Raw genomic sequence first — 16224 nt, 5'->3', positions numbered from 1 at the left:
GCTCGTACGGGGGACAGCGGCTTTGGCCATTTGTCCACCAGCCGCCCGCGTATGACCACGGACGCCGCCCCATGGCAGGTCAACACGCCGGGCGATAAGCAGCAGGCATGCACACGTACTCACGGCGTCGATTCGCCGTCACCACTCTGGCATGCGCCCTGGCCCTCGCCGGCAGCACGGCGATCCCCGCTGAGGCGGGCGCGCAGACGCGGGGCCAGCAGGTTCTGGACAGGGCCAGGAAGAGCTATCTCGGGCCGGACGCGAGCGTCAAGGCCGACCTCGACGTGCTCAGGAACGCGTTGAACGAGGTGAAGAAGGGCAAGAGCGTGACGTTCAACGCGAACGCGGGCCGGGCGCGGATCACGCACGCCCTGGGCGTTCTCGGCAGGGCGCCGGAGGCGGCCCTGGAACGGTGGGCGGGCCTGGTGGCCGACCGGGCGCGGGCCGGGAGCGCGGCGTACCTGACCAGGGAGCGGCAGCTCTTCGCCCTGTTCACCACGCCCCTGGCCGAGCTGACCCGGAAGTACCCGAACTCGCAGGCCAAGTACTGGCTGAAGAACACCCCGCCGCAGGTGCTCGACGTGGTCTTCACCGCCGCCACGCCCGATCTGCCGGTGGACCAGCTCTACACCTACGCCTACCTGGAGGGGCTGGTCGACTACGTGCGCGACCTGATCGGGCTGGGCAAGAACAGCGGTGACCCGACGGACGCGCAGCTCAGGAGCGTCCCCACGACCAGCCCGATCTTCGGCTACGACTACCTCGGCACCGACCGCTTCTTCCTCGACATGGACGCCGCCAGGGTGCCCGGCAGGAACTTCCTGCCCTACGACCCGAAGCGGATCGGCCTCGACACGAGACGCAACGAGAAGGGCACCCTGGTGGAGTCGGCGCTGTTCCCCAACCTGACGATGGGGCTGCAGGGCGAGGCCGCCATGCTGAAGCGGCGCCGCGCGCTGTTCCTGGCCGACGTCAAGGCCTACGGGTACGCCGCGCCCACCCGGGACGAGCTGGTCTACTGGACCTACGTGTACTACAACGTGGGGGAGTTCAACGGGCAGCTCAAGAAGTACGCGGGCAAGCGGGCACTGGGCGACTGGATCGCGAAGAAGGAGTACCCCAACTCGATCAAGGCGCTGGAGAGCTGGCGGATGCTCAGGGACATGAAGATCTTCTAAGCCGCCGCCCGCCGTGCTGAGCGTGCCCGCCGCCACGCCGACGCTGCTCGTCACCTTCAGTCGTCCCCGATGAGGGTCGTGCCCAGGGCGGTCGTCAGGTAGAGGACCGTGCGCCCGGAGCGTTCGCAGGTGACCAGCCCGCTCTCGCGCAGCACCCGCAGATGCTGCGAGACGGCGCTGGGCGTCACGCCGAGCGCGCGGGCCAGGTCCGTCGTCGTCGCGGGCGACCGCAGCGCCTCCAGCAGCCCGGCCCGCACCCGGCCGAGCAGCCGCACCGCGCTGCCCGCCGGGGCGCGCGTCCCGGCGGTCCACAACGTGCCGACGCCGCGGGCCGGGTAGCGCACGGTGGTCTGGGTGGACGTCCTCTTCTTGATCAGCACGTACGGGGTGCCGAGCGCGACCGGCATCAGCACCAGCCCGCCGGGCCCGAGCTCCACGACCTGCTCGGCCCGCTCATACGCCTGGATCAGCCGCAGCCTGCCATCGCTCCACCGCAGGTCCGGGTGCAGGCTGGAGAACAGTTGCCGAGCGCCGCCGGCGGCCAGCTGCTTGGCGCGATGGCCGACGTCCGCGTCGAGCACGGCCCTGATCCGAGGCCAGTGCGGTGCGATGAGCCGGTCGTAGGCGGTCCGCAGTTCCGTGGTGATCACGCGTAGCCCTGCCGCCGGATCTTCGGCGAGGTCGGCGGCGGGCCCGCGGAGATCGTCGCCGAACACGCGCCGGAGGCTGGTCCGTACCTGGGAAGCGGGCGTGCTCCGCACCGCGGCCAGGTCGTCGTCGATGGACCCGCCCGTGCCGCGCGGGGCGGGCACGAGGAACCCCGGCCAGCCCGGCCGGTCGTTCACGATCAGTGGCCAGGTGAAGGAGAGGTCGAGCGGACGCCGGGCCAGCTCGTCCGCGGCCCACCGCAGCCACCGCAGGTTGACCGGCTGCCGATCGCGGTCACCGAGCTGCTGCAGGGCGGACACGGTCTCCGACAGCGGCGAGACCGCGAATCTGGTCGCCGCCAGCTCGGCCACGCCCAGATCGACCGTGAGAGCCATGTGCCCGATTATGTAGCCCAGCCCTAAATGCTGTCGCCCCTGACGACCCGCGCCGGAAGATCGCGGCATGACGCAGAGCGAGGCCGAACCGCGCCTGTCCCGGGGTTACTGGCGGCTGTGGTGGGCGACGGGGATCAGCGGCGTCGGCGACGGGGCGTTCACGGCGGCGATCCCGCTGCTGGCCGTCACGGTGACGCATGACGCGCGGCTGGTGTCGGTGGTGTCCGCGGCGACGTTCCTGCCGTGGCTGTTGCTGTCGCTGCCCGCCGGCGCGCTCGTCGACCGGTGCGACCGGGTGGCCCTCATGTGGCGGTCACAGATGCTGCAGGCGGTGATCGTGGCCGCCATCGCGGTCCTCGCCGCGTTCGACGCGATCGGCATCCCGGCGCTGGCGGTGCTGGCGTTCGCGCTGGGGGCGTGCACGGTCGTCTTCTCCAACGCCGCGCAGGCCGTGCTGCCTGACCTGGTCGCCAAGCCGCTGCTGCACAGGGCGAACGGCCACCAGCAGGTGATCACCACGATCGGGCTGCAGTTCGCCGGGCCGCCCGTCGGGGGGCTGCTCTTCGCGGTCGCGGTGGCGCTGCCGTTCGGGCTGGACGCCGCCTCGTTCGCCATGTCCGCCGCGCTGCTTGCCACGCTGCCGAGGCGCGGGCGCGCGTCCGGCGGGCACGCGCCGATGCGCACGGCCATCGCGGACGGGCTGCGCTGGCTGGCCAGGCACCGTCTGCTGCGCACCCTGGCGCTGCTGCTCGGCGTCAACACCTTCTGCTGGCAGCTCGGCAACGTGTCGCTGGTCCTGCTGGCCACCCAGAAGCTGCACCTCGACGCGCCCGGCTACGGCCTGCTGCTCGCCGGGGCCGCCGTCGGCAGCCTGCTCGGCGGGCTGCTCGGCGCGCCCCTCATCGAGCGAATGGGCGCGCTGCCCGCCCTGATCACCGCGCTCGTCACGAACGTCGTCACGTTCGTCGGGATCGGCCTGAGCCCGGACGCGATCGTGCTCGGCGCCCTGCTCGCCGCCACCGGCTTCGTCACCACAGTGTGGAACGTCGTGACCGTCGGCCTGCGGCAGCAGCTCGTGCCGTCCGGGCTGCTCGGCAGGGTGAACAGCGTGTACCGGATGCTCGGCTGGGGGCTGATGCCGCTCGGGGCGCTGGCCGGCGGGATGGTGGCGCACAGGTTCGGGGTGGACGCGCCGTACCCCGTCGCGGGCGCGCTGCGCGGGATCGTCCTGGTGATCGCCCTGCCCGTGCTGATCCGGGCGATGCGCGCCGATGATCTCCAAGCCACTCACAAGCCGGATCCAAACACCGGCTGATGAGCTTCATCCCACGAGCCGGGACCCCGCGCGGGGCCACGGCTCGCCCACGGAAAGGGAGGGAAGAAATGACTAAGAAGATCGTGAACCTGGACGATCTCAGCAACGAGCTGCCGGTGATCGACGAGGCGGACCTCGGTCTGGTCTCCGGTGGCGCGCGCATGGAGCGCTGCTACCACACGAACGGCACCGAGGGCAGGCCGTCCGACGGCTGGGTGTCCGACTACTAAACGCTCAGGGCCGCGCGGGAGGAGCCTCGCGCTTCTCCCGCGCGGCCGAGGGGGGCCACATGCTACTGATACTCAGCGAACCCGGCGACACCACCGTCCGCATGGTCCTGCCCAAGCTGAAGGCCAGAGGCGCCGAGGTCGTCTGGTGGGACCCAGGCCAGTACCCGGGCCTCGCCCACCTGACCGCCCGGTTCGCGGCGGGCGGCACCGAGCTGGGGCTGGTCACCGGCGGCGAGACCGTCGACCTCGGCGAGACGACGGCCGTGTGGAACCGGCGGCCGGGACAGCCCGCAGCCGCGCCGCACGTCACCGCCGCCGACCTGCGGGACCGCGCAGGCGAGCTGTCGGAGTGGTTCCTCGAAGGCTTCTGGGACCTGCTGGACGCCCGCTGGCTGCCGGCCAGGCACCCGGTGCTGCGCAGGGCGCACAACAAGCTGGTCCACCTGGCCCTGGCCCAGCGGCTGGGCTTCGCCGTGCCGCGCACCGTGATCACCAACGACCCGGCCGAGCTGGTGCCCGCCTACGAGCGGGCCGGCGGGCGGCTGATCGCCAAGCCCGTCGAGTACGCCCCGTTCGAGATCGACGGCGCCCGGCACACCGTCTACACCACCGTGGTGCAGCGCAGGGACCTCGCCGGCCGCGCCGGGCTGGCCCACGAGCCGACCATCCTGCAGCCGTACGTGCGCAAGGCCGTCGAGCTGCGCGTCACCGTCGTCGGGCGGCAGGTCTTCACCGCCGAGATCGCCTCGCAGGACTCCGCGCGCACCCGCGACGACTGGCGCCACTACGACTTCGACCGTGCCCGCCACAGCGTGTACCACCTGCCCGACGACGTCTCCCGCCGCTGCGTGGACCTGGTCGCCGCGCTCGGCGTGTCGTTCGGGGCCATCGACCTGATCCTGACCCCGGACGGGGAGTACGTGTTCCTGGAGATCAATCCCAACGGCCAGTGGGCGTGGATCGAGGACCTGACCGGCCTGCCGATCAGCGACGCCATCGCGGACTGGCTCACGGCCGGAGAAACGGACGCGCCATGACCGCCCCCTTGAGAGTGAACAAGCCATGACCGCACCCGATCTGGGCCCCGTCCTCCACAGCGGGGTCAATCTGCTGCGTGGGCTGAGCCGCAGGCGCACCGCCGTGGCGGAGTCCCGCCGCGCCGCCGCCGCGTGGGCCGCCTCGCATCCCGAGCTGGCCGCCCAGCTCGTCACCAACCCGCGCCCCGGCTCGCCGATCGTCGACTACGACCTGCTGATCGACGACCCCGCCGGCGGCACCATCATGCTCGGCGTGCAGCCGGACGACGGCGCGTCCTGGCTGGTCGACCACTCCACCCACTGGGCCGCGGGCAACCTGCTGACCGTGGACGGCATGCAGGTCTCCACGCCCGAGGCGATGCTGATGCTCCGCTCACTCACCCGCCCCGGGCTGTCGCCGCAGGAGGAGCTGGTCCGGTTCTGCGTCCTGCGCAACGCCGCCGCCAAGCAGGACGTCGAGCTCGACGACGTCCAGGCCGCCGCGGACGCCTTCCGCCGCCGCCACGGCCTCACCAGCGGCGAGGCGATGCGCAGGTGGCTGGAACGCATGGGCATGAGCGCCGAGGCGTTCCACGACCACATGACCACCGCCGCCAAGGACGAGCGCTTCCGCACCCGGATGCGGGCGGAGCTGGCGGCCGAGTACCTGGCCCGGCACCGCGAGCGGTTCGCCAGGGTGTGGGCCGTGTGGGCGATCTCGGCGGACGAGCCGGTCGGCGTGGACGAGCTGCACGGCCCGCTCGACGGCCGCTGGGACGTGCGCCTCACCAGGGCCCAGGTCTGGGCGCGAGACCTGCCCGAGCCGCTGCGCGAGGCGTCCACGGTGGGGCCGGTGCCGTTCGAGGGAGGCTTCCTGACCGGGGCGGTGCTCAAGCGGGAGGAAGCCGTCGAGGACGCGGCCACCCTGGCCGCCGCAGGTGCGGAGGCCTTCGAGGAGTGGCTGGCCGCCGCCGCCGAGCAGGCGCGGGTCACCTGGCACTGGCTCTGAACGCCCGCTACCCGGCGGGACGATCGTAGATCCCGACCGCCCACCTGCCGGGACGCTCACCCAGCTCGGCCAGCAGCCGCTCGCGCACCTTCGGGTTCGTCAGCGCGTGGAGCTGGGCCGACTCGTCGCAGCCGGTGTCCTTGCCGAACATCCGGCAGCCCGTGACCGCCTTCGCCACCTCACGGACGGGGGCGTCCGAGGGAAAGACCCAGACCTTCAGCGTCTGCGGCCCATCCAGCCAGCCGTCGGGCGCGGACAGCTCGTCGTGGTGCATGCCGCCCCTGCCGTCACCGCACCGCGCGGCGCCGCCGCCCGACTCGCCGCCCTTGAGCCGCTCCGTCGTGACGACCCAGGCCCTCGGGTCCTCGCAGAGCACCTTGGAGCCGGTGTAGGTGCTGGTCGGGGTGAAGGTGACGGTGCGGGCGCCCAGCGTGTCGAAACGTTCGGAGTGGATGAGGGGCATGTCGAACTGCTTCGCCCCCAGCCGCACCTCGAACTTCCCTGGCACCTCGGGGACGGGCTGCTCGACCTGCGCCGAGTCCACGGGCTGCTGGGCGACAGGAGGCCCGGCCGGGCGCAGTTGCATCCCGGCCAGCGCGACCGTCGTGACGGCCAGCGCCGCCGCGCCCGCCATGAAAGCCCGCCGGGTGCGGCGGACGCGGCGGCCGCGCCGGATGATCGCGTCGAGCCCGGCACCGCCGCCCTGTTCCCGGGCCCGCCTGGTCAGCAGCTCTCGCAGGTCGCTCTCGGTGTGCGTCATCGCTTGACCCTCTCCACGTTCATGCGCCGAATGTCCGGATCGACCCGCAGACGGGTGAGTGCCCGGCTGAGCTGGCTCTTCACCGCTCCCAGCGAGCACCCGGCGATCTCCGCGACCTGCGTCAGCGTGCGTCCCTCGTAGTAGTGCAGGACGATCACCGCCCGCTGGCGCGGCGACAGCGCGCCGATCGCGCTCCACAAGGCCGCCTGGTCGTCCACCTCGGCCGCCGCGTCACGCGGATCGGCGGTCTCGGGCAGCACCTCGGCCGGCACCTCGCCACGCCAGCGCCTGCGCCACCACGACGTGTGGGTGTTCACGATGATCCGGTAGACGTACGGGTCGGGGTTGCCCTCGATCCGCCGCCAGGCCAGCCAGGCCTTCGCCAGCGCGGTCTGCACCACGTCCTCGGCCGTGCCCCAGTCGCGGGTGAGTAGGTACGCCATCCGGCACAGGCGTAGCTGCCGGTGAGCCACGTACTCGGCGAACCCGTCGTCCATCCGTCATCTCCGTCTCGTCGGTCGTCCGGTGATGACTACCGGTTGGCGGGCGGATTCGGATTACAGCGACTTTTCGCGAGGAGGCTCAGGCCGTGACGAGCAGGGCGCGGACCCGGCCCGGCGTGTGTCCCAGCTCGGCCCGCATCACCCTGGTCAGGTGGGCCTGATCGCTGAAGCCCAGGCCGGCCGCGAGCTGGGCGAGGTCCTGTTCGCCCTGGTCCAGGCGGGCCAGCGCGCGGCTGACCCGGACGCGGTTGCGGTAGCGGCTCACCGGCATGCCCACGTGGTGCCGGAACGTGTGGCTCAGGTGGGAGGGGGACGTCTCCAGCAGCCGGGCCAGCTCCACCAGGCTCGTCCCGGCCAGCGGGTCGGCCAGGATCGCCTCCCTGGCGCGGTCGGCCAGTTCGGCCCGTCCCGGTGGCGGGGCGGCGTCGTCCGGCTGTTCGCGCAGGGCCAGGCGCAGGAGGTCGAGCACGGCCTCGGCGGCGGCGAAGGCGGGGTCGGCGCCCGTACGCACAAGCAGCCGGTGGGCCAGCTCCAGCCGCGCGTCCACCCGCACGGCCCGCGACCGCGCCGCCACCCGCACCCGCATCCCAGCGGTCAGCTCGCCACCCCCTACCAGCCCGCCACCCCCCACCAGCCCGCCACCCCCCACCAGCCCGCCACCCGAAACGCCTTCGCTCGAAAAGCCGCCGCCCGGCGCCTCGCCACCGGCGAACGCGACCGCCGTGCACACATCACCCCCCGCCGGATGCGCGAACCGCAGCTCCTCCCCCGGCAGATGCAGGTACCCCACGGCAGGCTCGACCACCACCCGCCGCCCGCCGACCTCCGCCCGGAACCGCCCCCGCCGCACCAGCACCACATGCGCCGACGGCGCCGGCTCCGGAGCCGACCAGCGGGCGTGATCGTCGGTGCACTCGACCGCCCGGATCGCGAAGTGCCGGCTCTCGATCACCGTCCTGGTAGTACGCACCGCACCACGGTACGACAGCCCCCGAATCCGCACATTCGTTCAAGACCGGACACCCGCCTTCACCCCATCCTGGGCGAATGATCAATCGTGGCCGGATGCTGGCCGTGCTGCTCACCGGCCAGGTCATGGCCTCCATGGACGGCTCCATCGTCTCGGTGGCCGCCCAGACGATCCGCGACGACCTGCGGGCGGACGGCGCCGCGATCCAACTGGTCGTCTCCGGCTACCTGCTGACCACCGGCGTGCTGCTGGTGACCTGCGCCCGGCTGGGCGACGTGATCGGGCACCGCCGGGCGTTCCTGCTGGGGCTGGCCTGGTTCACCGGCGCGTCGCTGCTGTGCGGGCTGGCGCCCACGGCGGCGGCGCTGGTGCTGGCGCGTGTCGCGCAGGCGGTGGGCGCGGCGCTGCTGACGCCACAGATCTTCGCGCTGATCCTCCAGCACTTCGACGGGGCGGCCCGCCGCCGGGCGATCGGCGTCTACAGCATGGTGCTGGCGCTCGGGGTGGCGCTGGGCCAGGTGGTCGGCGGGCTGGTGGCCGGGGCGGATCTGTTCGGGCTGTCGTGGCGGCCGATTTTCCTGATCAACGTGCCGATCGGGGTGGTCGTGGTGGCGGCAGGGCTGCGGGTGCTGCCGGGCTCGCGTCCGGACGGGCGGGCGCGGCTGGACCCGGCGGGTGTGGCGGTGCTGACGGTGGCGATGACGGCGCTGGCCGCCCCGCTCATCTTCGGGCCTGACCAGGGCTGGCCCGGCTGGGCGTGGGTCTCGCTGGCGGGCGGGGTGGCGCTGCTGGCGGGGTTCGCCTGGTACGAGACGCGGGCGCGGCATCCGCTGCTGGATCCGGCGGCGCTGCGGCCGGAGGGGGTGAAGCCGGGGCTGGCGGCGTGCTGGATCATCATGGGCTGCTACACCGTCTTCCTGCTGATCCTGACCCTGCATCTGCAGGACGCGCTCGGTTACTCGCCGTTGCGGGCGGGGCTGGCGTTCGTGCCGTACACGGTGGGGTTCGGGACGCTGAGCCTGACCTGGAGCCGCTATCCGGCGCGGCTGCGGGAGGCGCTGCCGGTGGCGGGCCCGCTGGCGTTCGCGGCCGGAGCAGCCGGAACGGTGGGAGTGGTCGGACTGCACTGGTACGAGGTCGGCTTGGTGCCGCTGCTGATGCTGGCCGGCGCCGGGCACGCGGCCGGGTACAGCCCGCTGATCGCGCGGATCACGTCCCTGGTGGAGCCGCGCCTGGCCTCCGCCGTGTCGGCGCTGAACTCCACCGGCCCGGTGCTCGCCGGGGTGACCGCCGTGGCCGGGCTCGGCAGCGTGTACTTCGCCGCACCCACCTCCGCCGAGGGGCTGCGGCGGGTGGTCGGCGTCGCCGTCGTGCTGCTCCTGGCCGGTGCGGTCTGCGCCGCCCGGGTCACCCGAGTGAAAGATCCTGCAAAGAAGCGATATGGCGGAAAGAGAGCCCCGGTGCACCGGCGGTAGCGTGAGCAATCCGGGGGTCTCGCAGGATGGTGCCATGGTCGGGATGGTGTGGGAGGACGCGCCGTACCCGATGCTGGCGGTCAGCACGTCGGGGGTCGTCGAGCAGGCGAACGAGGCGGCCAGGCTGCTGCTGTCCGGCACCGGCGTCGGCGAGCGGCTGGAGCGAGCCGCGCCCGAGTGGCTGTCGCGGGCGCACGACAGACTCGCCTCAGGGGGGCGCGCCGGAGGCGCGGAGCCGTGCGGCGAGCTGGGCGGCCGGATGTTCCAGGCCCATGCCGTGTACGCGACGGGCGACCGGATCGTCTGGTGGCTCATCGACGTCACCGGCAGGCAGCACGCGATGGACTCGCTGCGCGAGTGGACCGCGTTCATGGCCGAGGCCTCCGACGAGCTGCTGCCCTCGCTGAACCTCGACCGCTGCCTGGAGGTGACCGCCTGCCTGGCCGCCCGCCGCCTGGCGGACGCCGCGCTGGTCGTCCTGCCGAGAGCGGGCCGCAGGTACGCGATCGCCCGCTGCGGCGCCGCGGGCGAGGCGGCCACGTGGGAGACGAACATCGACCCCAGTACGCTGCCCGGCCTGCCCGAGGCGTTGCAGGGCTTCCCGCCGGTGCCCACGCGCTGGATCGACCCGGCGGAGGCTCCCGGCTGGGTGCTCGGGGACAGGCGCGCCGAAGTGGGCTCGGTGGCGGTGGCCGCCCTGCCCGGCCACGGGCTGCCCGCGGGGGCGCTGGTGCTCGTGCGAGGCGCGCGAGAGGGCTTCTCGCCGGACGAACGGATCTTCGTCCGGCTGTTCGCCCAGTGGGCGGGCTCCGCCATCTCGGTCGCCCGCCTGTACGTCGAGCAGGCGATGATCACCGAGACCTTGATGGCGGAGCTGCTGCCGCCTCCCACGCCGGCGCTGAACGGGGTGGAGCTGGCGGCGCGTTACCGGCCGGCGGGCTCCAGCGAGCGGGTCGGCGGCGACTTCTACGACGTCCATCCGGTGGCGGGCTCGGGGCAGGAGTCGCTGGTGGTGCTCGGCGATGTGGCGGGCAAGGGGCTGGAGGCGGCCGTGCTCACGGGCAGGATCCGCAACACCCTGCGCGCGCTGCTGCCGCTGGCCGACGACCATCACCGCGTGCTGGAGCTGCTGAACGGGGTGCTGGTCACCGACGGCGATCAGGCCCGTTACGTCACGCTGGTGCTGGCCTCGTTCCAGCGTCGCGGCACGCGGGTGGCGCTGCGGCTGACCAGCGCCGGGCACCCGGCGCCGCTGATCCTGCGCAACGACGGCCGGGTCGAGACCGTCCCGGCCGTGGGCACGCTGATCGGGGTGCTGGACGACATCACCAGCGTCACCGACTCGGTGGTGCTGGAGCCGGGCGAGACCTGCCTGCTCTACAGCGACGGCATCATCGAGGCCAGAGGCGGCCCGCTCGGCCACGAGTTCTTCGGCGAGGAGCGGCTGAGCGAGCAGCTCCGCCAGAGCTCGGGCATGCCTCCCGAGGCGGTGGCGGAGCGCGTGCAGATGCTGGCCTCCGAGTGGGTCGGCGAGGGCGAGCACGACGACATGGCGGTCGTCGCCATCTCGGCCCCCCGCACGGCGGGTGCGGAGCAGCCATGACGGACGGCGTCGAGGAGCGGGTGGAGGCGCTGTGGACGGCGGCGACGGCCGGCGACGAGCCCGCCGCGACCGCCGTGGCGACGGGCGCGCTCGACGCGGGCATGCCCATGGAGACCCTGCTGCTGGAGGTGGTAGCGGGCGTGCAGGCCCGCGTCGGCCGGGAGTGGGCGGCCAACCGCCTCTCGGTCGCCCAGGAGCACACGGCCACGGCGGTGAACGAGCGCGTGCTCGCCACCCTGGCCCACCGCATGCCCGGTCAGGACGGTCCGGGCAGGGGGCGGATCATGGTGGCGTGCATCGACGGCGAGTGGCACGCCTTCCCCGCGCGGCTGCTGGCCGAGGTGCTGCGGGTGCGCGGCTGGCACGTCGACTACCTGGGCGCGCAGGTCCCCACGCCGCACCTGGTCGCCCACCTGCACCTGACGAACCCGGACGCGGTGGCGCTGTCCAGCTCGCTGGCCATCCGGCTGCCGGCCGCGCACGCGGCGATCACCGCCTGCCAGGCGGCGGGCACGCCGGTGGTGGCCGGGGGCGCCGCGTTCGGCCCGGACGGCCGCTACGCCCGGCTGCTGGGCGCCGACGGCTGGGCGCCGGACGCCCGCGCCGCCGCCGACCTGCTGGCCGCCGGGCCGCTGCCGCGCCGGACCGGCTCCCGCGAGGAGCCGCTGGGGCTGGCCGACCGGGAGTACACCGAGCTGACCCGCTCCGCCGGGGACCTCGTCGGCGGCATCGTGACGGAGCTGGCCCGCGGGCCCGAGCCGGCGGGCTGCACCGAGCAGCAGCTCGGGCAGCTCGCGGAGCAGGTCGCCTACCTCGTGGACTTCCTCCGGGCCGCCCTGTACGTGGACGACCCGAAGCTGTTCTCGGCGTTCGTGGGCTGGATGCGGCACGTGCTCACGGCGCGCGACATCCCCGGGTCGCTGCTTCCTGCCGCGCTGGACGCGCTGTCCGGACGCCTCGACGGGTTCCCACGCGCCCTCGACATGGTGGCGCGGGCGCGAGCCCGGTGCCCGTGAGCTACCCCTCGGGAGGCAGGGCGAAGTAGTCCTCCGAGTCGTCCAGCTCGAAGCAGTGGCGGCCGGGCAGCGGCAGCGGGTCGTCGAGCGAGATGTGCCGCATCTCGCCCTCCAGGAGCAGCCCGTCGGGGCGGTCCTGCCGCGGCTGCTCGGCCCGCGTCTGCGGCTCGCCGTGCGCGAGCTCGCCGTCCCGGTCGAGCAGCAGCCAGATCGCGTCGTGGACGTCGGCGACGAACTCGGCCGCGTCCTCCTCGCTCGCCGCCGGATCCTGCTCGCGGTAGGCCGCGCGGGCGGTCGCGAGGAAGCGTTCCAGGTCCACGATCACCACGTCGCGGCGGGTCCGGACGCTGATCTTCATGCCCTGTACGGGAGCGATCCGCTCGTCCATCGCCTCAACGTACCGGATTTCTAACGCACGTAGATGTCCGGACGCGGCGCCGCCGGCATGCGGTCGCCGAGGAAGAAGCCGGTGTGCGGCGGCTGGTTGTAGGCGGTGTTCTGCCACGCCACCGACACGCGGTAGAGCGGGTCGTGCATCAGCGTGTAGATGCGCCGGTCCGTCGGCGTGGTGGTGGAGTAGATGCGCAGGGCGGTGTTGTTGCTGGTCGGCCAGACGACCTCCTCGCGCCAGTCGCCGAACAGGTCGGCCGACAGCGACGGGGTGGCCTTGGTGCCGTTGTTGGAGTGCACGCCGGAGGCGGTCAGCAGGCGGGTGTCGGCGTCGGTGCCGTACTTGTCGATCCTGGTCTGGTCGAGCAGCTCCCTGACGGGGTCGGCGTCCCACCAGATGAGGAAGTTCACGGAGGACGGCTCGCGACCGGCGTTGTTGCCGGTGACGCTGCGTAGCTGGGTGTCGGAGGCGGACCAGAACTCGCTGGCCACCCTGACCGTCGAGATGTCGCCCGCCACGCCGCGGCCGTTGTCGGAGCCGGAGGCGGTGGACCACAGGATCGAGCCGTTGCGCGGGTCGATGTAGAGGGAGCCGGGCTGCGAGGTGGACTCACTGACCTTGAAGTACTCCAGCCCCGCCCTGGCCGGGTCGAGGTCGCCCAGGTGCTGGGCGTCGCCGTGGCCGGTGCGGGTGCTCCACATGCCGGTGCCGTTGTCGTTGACGGCCATGGCGCCGTAGACGATCTCGTCGCGGCCGTCCTGGTCGACGTCGCCGACGGACAGGCTGTGGCTGCCCTGCCCGGCGTACTGCGAGCCGGCCGAGTTGCTGTCGAACGTCCAGCGCTTGGTGAGCGCGCCGTTGCGGAAGTCCCAGGCGGCGATGACGCTGCGGGTGTAGTAGCCGCGCGCCATGATCAGCGAGGGGCGCTCGCCGTCCAGGTACGCGGTCCCCGCCAGGAAGCGGTCGACCCGGTTGCCGTAGCTGTCGCCCCACGAGGAGACCGTGCCGCGCGGCGGGTCGTAGTTCACGGTCGACATCGCGGCGCCTGTCAGGCCGTTGAACATGGTCAGGTACTCGGGGCCGCTGAGCACGTACCCGCTGGAGTTGCGATGATCGGCGCCGGAGCTGCCGATCACCGTGCCGGCGCCGTCCCTGGTGCCGTCGGCGGTCTTCATCGCCACCTCGGCCCGGCCGTCGCCGTCGTAGTCGTAGACCTGGAACTGGGTGTAGTGCGCGCCCGCGCGGATGTTGCGGCCCAGGTCAATGCGCCACAGGCGGGTGCCGTTCAGCCGGTACGCGTCCACGTACACGTTGCCGGTGTAGCCGGACTGGGAGTTGTCCTTGGCGTTGGACGGGTCCCACTTGAGCACGATCTCGTACTGCCCGTCGCCGTCCACGTCGCCCACGCTGGCGTCGTTGGCGCTGTAGGTGTAGGCGACCCCGTCGGGGGTGGTGCCGCCGGACGGGGGCTGGATGGGCACGTCCAGATAGGCGCCGCCGGTGAAGCGCAGCGAGGCGGGCGAGGCGGCCTGCTCGGCCCCGTTGACGACGGCGCGGACGGTGTAGGAGGCGTCGGCGGCGGCGCCGCTGTCGAGGTAGTTGGTGGAGCTGGTGAGGGCGGTGGCGACCCTGGTCGAGCCGCGGTAGAGGTTGAAGGAGACGCCGTCGGGGTCGGTGCCGAGCAGCCGCCACGAGACGAGGTTGCCTGAGCCGGATCGTACGCTGATCAGCCCCCGGTCCAGGTCCTCCATCTGTTTCGTGGGCGGCGCGGCTTGGGCGGGGGCGGTGGGGATCGTGATCGCGGCCAGGGCCAGGACGGTGGCCGCGGCGGCCAGGTGCAATCGCATGACTTTTTCCTTCACAGCGGCGGGTAAGCGCTTTCCCGATAGGCTAAAAGAAAGTTTCATGGGGTCGGCGACACAATTGATAGCGTTAACAGGCTGGCGCGGAGATTGCGGGCGGTGGAAAATGAGGCCCGACCTGCGGGGATGGTCACAGAGGCTCCTTGTCGGCGGCAGGGGTGGCTGGGTCAGCGCCAGGCGTATTTAAAGCCAGCCGGTATCCCATCCGCAAGGGCGTCCTTGCTGCTTCTTGACTTCGGTGTCACGGCGGTCGTGGAACCTCTACCGGCGTCCGGCGTTGTAGTACATGACAAGATTTCTTACTCCAGGGCGGATTGCATGGTCGATCTCATCCTTCGCGGTGGCACCGTGTACGACGGCTTAGGCTCCCCGGCCTTCGTCGGAGACGTCGCCGTTTCCGGCGGCTGGGTGATGGAGACGGGGCAGCGGCTCGGCGGCGCGCGCCGGGTGATCGACGTCACGGGCCTGGCCGTCTCGCCCGGGTTCGTGGACGCCCACGCGCACTCCGACCTGGTGCCGCTGATGGCGCAGCCGCAGCCGTTCAAGCTGCTGCAGGGCGTCACCACCGAGATCAACGGCAACTGCGGCTTCTCCTACGCGCCCGACGCCTCCGTGCTGGCCGAGGTGACGGGCGCGGCCGTGCCCGACTGGATGTTCGCCGAGTACCTGGAGGCGATCACCGCCGCAGGGCCGACCAACCACATGGCCACCCTCGTCGGGCACTCGACGCTGCGCGCGGCCGTGGCCGGGTTCGACGAGCGCCTGCGCGACGGCGACCTCGAAAGGATGTGCGACCTGGCCACGGCCGCCTTCACGGCGGGCGCGTGCGGGCTGTCCAGCGGGCTGATCTACTCGCCAGGCGGGTACGCGGGCACCGACGAGCTGGTGGCGCTGGCCTCCGTCGCCCACGGGTTCGGCGTGCCGTACGCCACCCACCTGCGCGACGAGGGCGCCGGGCTGGCCGCGGCGCTGGACGAGGCCGTCGAGGTGGCGCGGCGGGCCCGCGTGCGGCTGCAGGTCTCGCACTGCAAGGTCGCCGGCCGGGCCAACCACGGGCGGGCCAGGATGCTGCTCGACCGGCTGCGCGAGGCCCGGACGCGCGGCGTGGACGTGCGCGGCGACCAGTACCCCTACGTCGCCGGCGCGACCGTGCTGGCCGCCCTGCTGCCGCCGTCCGCGCTGGCCGGCGGCCGGCTGCGCGAGGCGCTCGCGGTGCCCGCCGAGCGGGACCGGCTGCGCGCCATGGCCGAGGCCGGCGGGACGGGAGCGGGCCTGTGGCAGGACGTCACGCCGGCCGACGTGCGGGTCACCGCGCACGCCGAGCCCTCCTACGCCGGCCGCTCGCTGGCCGAGATCGCCCGCAAACTGGAGGTGGACCCGTGGGCGGCCACCTGCGCGCTGGTGGCCGCCGACCCCGCCGCCACGATGGTCGCCTTCCTGACGGCCGAGGAGGACCTGGCCGAGATCATGGCCGACCCGCTCATCGGCATCGGCTCCGACAACGGGCTGCCCGCCGGGCTGGAGCACCCCCGTACGTGGGGCTGCTTCCCGCGCTTCTTCGGCACGTACGTGCGGGAACGCCAGGTGATCCCCTGGGAGGAGGCCGTGCGCAAGGCGACCTCCGCGAACGCCGACCAGTTCGCCCTGCGGGGGAGAGGCTGGCTGGGGCCCGGGGCGTGGGCCGACATCTGCGTGTTCGACCCGGCCACCATCGGGCACGCGGGCACCTACGCCGTCCCGTCCGTCCGGCCGACCGGGATCGTGCACGTGCTGCTGGAGGGGCGGGTGGTGGTGGAGTCCGGCGAGTTCACGGGCGAACGCCGGGGCCGCGTCCTGCGGCAGCGCTGACTCCC

Annotated in this window: 15 protein-coding genes; 9 read left to right on the top strand and 6 right to left on the bottom strand. The window is 72.8% G+C overall.

Translation table 11 applies throughout. The annotated features are described in order from the left end of the window. Positions 1 to 107: 107 nt before the first annotated feature. A complete protein-coding gene (locus ABD331_RS33850) occupies positions 108 to 1178 on the top strand; it encodes a hypothetical protein (protein ID WP_344483830.1) in 1071 nt (356 codons plus the stop codon). A 56-nt stretch (positions 1179 to 1234) separates the two neighbouring features. Here the strand turns inward: ABD331_RS33850 and ABD331_RS33845 are convergent, their stop codons facing one another. Then, positions 1235 to 2221 (bottom strand): ArsR/SmtB family transcription factor, encoded by a 987-nt coding sequence (locus ABD331_RS33845; RefSeq protein WP_344483827.1) that lies wholly within the window; start codon positions 2219 to 2221, stop codon positions 1235 to 1237. 67 nt (positions 2222 to 2288) lie between these two features. On the opposite strand from ABD331_RS33845, the gene ABD331_RS33840 reads away from it, so the two are divergent. The 4 genes from ABD331_RS33840 (at position 2289) to ABD331_RS33825 (ending at position 5791) form a co-directional block, all read left to right on the top strand. Next, positions 2289 to 3536 (top strand): MFS transporter, encoded by a 1248-nt coding sequence (locus ABD331_RS33840; protein ID WP_344483824.1) that lies wholly within the window; start codon positions 2289 to 2291, stop codon positions 3534 to 3536. 68 nt (positions 3537 to 3604) lie between these two features. Next, positions 3605 to 3766, top strand: coding sequence for a hypothetical protein (locus ABD331_RS33835; RefSeq protein ID WP_187414563.1), 162 nt, complete (start codon positions 3605 to 3607; stop codon positions 3764 to 3766). Between the two features lie 59 nt (positions 3767 to 3825). Beyond that, positions 3826 to 4803 (top strand): MvdC/MvdD family ATP grasp protein, encoded by a 978-nt coding sequence (locus ABD331_RS33830; RefSeq protein ID WP_344483819.1) that lies wholly within the window; start codon positions 3826 to 3828, stop codon positions 4801 to 4803. Positions 4804 to 4828: 25 nt separating this feature from the next. Further along, on the top strand, positions 4829 to 5791 hold the full coding sequence (locus ABD331_RS33825; protein ID WP_344483817.1) for a TIGR04500 family putative peptide maturation system protein: 963 nt from the start codon (positions 4829 to 4831) through the stop codon (positions 5789 to 5791). Between the two features lie 7 nt (positions 5792 to 5798). On the opposite strand, the gene ABD331_RS33820 is transcribed toward ABD331_RS33825, so the two are convergent. From ABD331_RS33820 to ABD331_RS33810, 3 genes are all read right to left on the bottom strand, one after another. Continuing rightward, positions 5799 to 6551 carry a hypothetical protein gene (locus tag ABD331_RS33820; protein ID WP_344483814.1) on the bottom strand — a complete coding sequence of 251 codons (753 nt, stop codon included), beginning with the start codon at positions 6549 to 6551 and terminating at the stop codon, positions 5799 to 5801. After that, positions 6548 to 7048 (bottom strand): SigE family RNA polymerase sigma factor, encoded by a 501-nt coding sequence (locus ABD331_RS33815; protein WP_344483811.1) that lies wholly within the window; start codon positions 7046 to 7048, stop codon positions 6548 to 6550. The genes ABD331_RS33820 and ABD331_RS33815 overlap by 4 nt, the downstream gene beginning before the upstream one ends. Positions 7049 to 7133: 85 nt before the next feature. Further along, a complete protein-coding gene (locus tag ABD331_RS33810) occupies positions 7134 to 8024 on the bottom strand; it encodes a helix-turn-helix domain-containing protein (RefSeq protein ID WP_344483808.1) in 891 nt (296 codons plus the stop codon). Positions 8025 to 8101: 77 nt separating this feature from the next. On the opposite strand from ABD331_RS33810, the gene ABD331_RS33805 reads away from it, so the two are divergent. The 3 genes from ABD331_RS33805 to ABD331_RS33795 are packed head-to-tail and all read left to right on the top strand — an operon-like array spanning position 8102 to position 12118. Beyond that, entirely contained in the window at positions 8102 to 9499 is a 1398-nt protein-coding gene (locus tag ABD331_RS33805; RefSeq protein ID WP_344483805.1) for an MFS transporter, read from the top strand. 34 nt (positions 9500 to 9533) lie between these two features. Further along, positions 9534 to 11102 (top strand): PP2C family protein-serine/threonine phosphatase, encoded by a 1569-nt coding sequence (locus ABD331_RS33800; protein WP_344483802.1) that lies wholly within the window; start codon positions 9534 to 9536, stop codon positions 11100 to 11102. Continuing rightward, positions 11099 to 12118 (top strand): cobalamin B12-binding domain-containing protein, encoded by a 1020-nt coding sequence (locus ABD331_RS33795; RefSeq protein ID WP_344483799.1) that lies wholly within the window; start codon positions 11099 to 11101, stop codon positions 12116 to 12118. Before ABD331_RS33800 ends, ABD331_RS33795 begins: the two co-directional genes overlap by 4 nt. 1 nt (position 12119) lies before the next feature. Here the strand turns inward: ABD331_RS33795 and ABD331_RS33790 are convergent, their stop codons facing one another. Together ABD331_RS33790 and ABD331_RS33785 are read right to left on the bottom strand one after the other, a co-directional pair. Further along, positions 12120 to 12506, bottom strand: a complete 387-nt coding sequence (locus ABD331_RS33790; RefSeq protein WP_344483796.1) for a hypothetical protein — start codon at positions 12504 to 12506, stop codon at positions 12120 to 12122. 20 nt (positions 12507 to 12526) lie between these two features. After that, positions 12527 to 14356 carry a rhamnogalacturonan lyase gene (locus ABD331_RS33785; RefSeq protein ID WP_344483794.1) on the bottom strand — a complete coding sequence of 610 codons (1830 nt, stop codon included), beginning with the start codon at positions 14354 to 14356 and terminating at the stop codon, positions 12527 to 12529. Between the two features lie 363 nt (positions 14357 to 14719). On the opposite strand from ABD331_RS33785, the gene ABD331_RS33780 reads away from it, so the two are divergent. After that, positions 14720 to 16219 (top strand): N-acyl-D-amino-acid deacylase family protein, encoded by a 1500-nt coding sequence (locus tag ABD331_RS33780; RefSeq protein WP_344483791.1) that lies wholly within the window; start codon positions 14720 to 14722, stop codon positions 16217 to 16219. The last annotated feature ends 5 nt before the right edge of the window (positions 16220 to 16224 follow it).

This window comes from Nonomuraea monospora (assembly GCF_039531895.1).
GTDB lineage: Bacteria > Actinomycetota > Actinomycetes > Streptosporangiales > Streptosporangiaceae > Nonomuraea > Nonomuraea monospora.
The sequence above is the reverse complement of the archived record's forward strand: the minus strand, read 5'-3'. Positions and strand labels throughout refer to the sequence as shown.

Bases quoted from the DNA above. Each gene is read 5' to 3' on its own strand.
- ABD331_RS33850 (WP_344483830.1), top strand. From the start codon at position 108: ATGCACACGTACTCACGGCGTCGATTCGCCGTCACCACTCTGGCATGC.
- ABD331_RS33845 (WP_344483827.1), bottom strand. From the start codon at position 2,221: ATGGCTCTCACGGTCGATCTGGGCGTGGCCGAGCTGGCGGCGACCAGA.
- ABD331_RS33840 (WP_344483824.1), top strand. From the start codon at position 2,289: ATGACGCAGAGCGAGGCCGAACCGCGCCTGTCCCGGGGTTACTGGCGG.
- ABD331_RS33835 (WP_187414563.1), top strand. From the start codon at position 3,605: ATGACTAAGAAGATCGTGAACCTGGACGATCTCAGCAACGAGCTGCCG.
- ABD331_RS33830 (WP_344483819.1), top strand. From the start codon at position 3,826: ATGCTACTGATACTCAGCGAACCCGGCGACACCACCGTCCGCATGGTC.
- ABD331_RS33825 (WP_344483817.1), top strand. From the start codon at position 4,829: ATGACCGCACCCGATCTGGGCCCCGTCCTCCACAGCGGGGTCAATCTG.
- ABD331_RS33820 (WP_344483814.1), bottom strand. From the start codon at position 6,551: ATGACGCACACCGAGAGCGACCTGCGAGAGCTGCTGACCAGGCGGGCC.
- ABD331_RS33815 (WP_344483811.1), bottom strand. From the start codon at position 7,048: ATGGACGACGGGTTCGCCGAGTACGTGGCTCACCGGCAGCTACGCCTG.
- ABD331_RS33805 (WP_344483805.1), top strand. From the start codon at position 8,102: ATGATCAATCGTGGCCGGATGCTGGCCGTGCTGCTCACCGGCCAGGTC.
- ABD331_RS33800 (WP_344483802.1), top strand. From the start codon at position 9,534: ATGGTCGGGATGGTGTGGGAGGACGCGCCGTACCCGATGCTGGCGGTC.
- ABD331_RS33795 (WP_344483799.1), top strand. From the start codon at position 11,099: ATGACGGACGGCGTCGAGGAGCGGGTGGAGGCGCTGTGGACGGCGGCG.
- ABD331_RS33790 (WP_344483796.1), bottom strand. From the start codon at position 12,506: ATGGACGAGCGGATCGCTCCCGTACAGGGCATGAAGATCAGCGTCCGG.
- ABD331_RS33785 (WP_344483794.1), bottom strand. From the start codon at position 14,356: ATGCGATTGCACCTGGCCGCCGCGGCCACCGTCCTGGCCCTGGCCGCG.